This window comes from Streptomyces phaeochromogenes, assembly GCF_001418655.1.
GTDB lineage: Bacteria > Actinomycetota > Actinomycetes > Streptomycetales > Streptomycetaceae > Streptomyces > Streptomyces phaeochromogenes.
In genome coordinates this window covers 1-1,942 of the sequence record NZ_LIQZ01000655.1, presented here as the reverse complement: position 1 = coordinate 1,942, position 1,942 = coordinate 1, and the positions used below count along the sequence as shown (strand labels likewise).

General features: G+C 68.4%; 1 protein-coding gene. It reads left to right on the top strand.

The window, feature by feature from the left end:
- Window positions 1–1,652 (top strand): outer membrane protein assembly factor BamB family protein (locus tag AOK17_RS47245; RefSeq protein ID WP_245697905.1); only part of this gene is annotated, 1,652 nt, incomplete at its 5' end.
- Window positions 1,653–1,942 lie beyond the last annotated feature (290 nt).

Here is a 1,942-nt window from a genome sequence, read left to right as displayed (position 1 = left end):
CGCCCCCGTCGGCCCCGCCTCAGCAGCCGTACGGCTACCCGCAGGCGCCCGGCGCGCCCCAGGGAGGCCCGCAGACGCCGCCGGCCCAGCCGGGCTACGGCTACCCGGGCCAGCAGCAGCCCGGTTACGGCTATCCGGGCCAGCAGCCCCAGTACGGCTATCAGCAGCCCGGCACCATGCCGATGCAGCCGCAGGCTCCGCAGGGCGGGCGCAAGGTCAACCCGCAGGTGGCGATCATCGTCTCGGCCGTCGTGGCGATCGCGCTCATCGTCGGCGGCGGTGTCTGGTACGCGAACTCGTCCGGCAAGAGCGACGAGAAGGACACCTCCGCGGGCCCCGGCGGCACCGAGGGCAAGGACGACAACAACGGCGGCGACGACGTCGGTGGCGGAGGAGGCACGGAGAAGGTGCCCTCCAGCACCAGCGCCAAGCTCCTCTTCCAGCTGCCCGCGGCGGAGGTCCCCAAGAAGGACGTCTGGAGCGTCGCCGGCTCCTGGCTGACCGACAAGGTGTACGCCAAGTCCGGCCCCAGTGAGGTTGTCGGCTACGACCCGGACACCGGCAAGGAGTCCTGGACGCTGCCGCTGACGGGGCTGACCTGCGCCGGTTCCCCCGAGGTCACCAAGGACGGCGTCGCCGTGGTGGTCGCCGAGGACGCCAAGCGCACCAAGGCGAACCCGTACCCGGAGTGCACCGAGGTCACCGCGTTCAACCTGAACACCGGCAAGGCGCTCTGGACGAAGTCCGTGGCTCCGGGCGGCGGTGAGAAGGCCGCGTTCAAGGAAGTCAGCATCACCGGCACCACGGTCGCGGCCGGCTCCGGCCTCAACGGCGGTGCCGCCTTCGACATCAGCAACGGCAAGATCCTCTGGCAGCCGAAGGTCGGCACCTGCGAGGACGTCGGCTACGCGGGCGGCGAGCAGCTCGTCGCGGTCCGCAAGTGCGGCGACTACGGCAACGAGAAGTACGAGGTCCAGCTCCTCGACCCGAAGGCCGGCACCGTCAAGTGGAGCTACAAGCTCCCCGCGGGCATCGACAACGCCAAGGTCATCTCCACCAAGCCGGTCGTCTTCGGTGTGGACTCCGGCGACATCACCGCGTCCGGCGCGACGGACGTCTTCTCGCTGGACGACAGCGGCAAGCTGCGCACCAAGATCACGCTTGAGGACGGCAAGTACGAGCACGACTGCGGTGTGAACAAGATCCACAACTGCCGGTCCATCGCGGTCGGCAACGACCGGCTGTACGTGCCGACCAAGCAGCACGAGGGCGCCGAGCAGTACTCCCGGGTCAACGAGATCGTGTCCTTCTCGCTGGCCACCGGCAAGCCCACGAGCGACCGGGCCGACGCGGGCGACGGCTACGAGATCCTGCCGATCCGGATGGACGGCGGCAACGTCCTCGCGTTCAAGAACGGCCCGTACGACAAGGGTTCCCAGGTCGTCTCCATCGACGGCAAGACCTTCAAGGAGACCAAGCTCCTGGAGACCCCGGCCGAGGCCCAGATCCGCAGCGCGATCAGCAGCATCGTCCCGAGCAGCTCGGAGATGCTGTACACCGGCGGCCGGCTCTTCATGGCCCAGGAGCTGATCAGCGCGCCGTACTCCGCGGACGACAAGGAGTACGCGGCGATCGGCTTCGGCGCCAAGTAGGCACGCGGGCGTCCGGCGGCTGCCCGAGGTCTTCGAGAGATCTCGGGCAGGCCGTACGCCGATCAGGCGTTCGCCTGTCGATCACGACTCCGTCCCTGCTCAGGGGCGGGGTCGTTCTCGTACGGCCCATCGCTCGCGAATGCGAGGAATTTCGGAAATCCGGGGCACTTCTCTCCAGTAGGGGAAGCGCAACGTCGAACAAGCGTGTAGCTTCCGGGGGATGGAGAGCCGGGGGGCTCCTATCCATGGGGTACCAGTGGGGATCCTGGGGCTGGCGCTTATACACATCT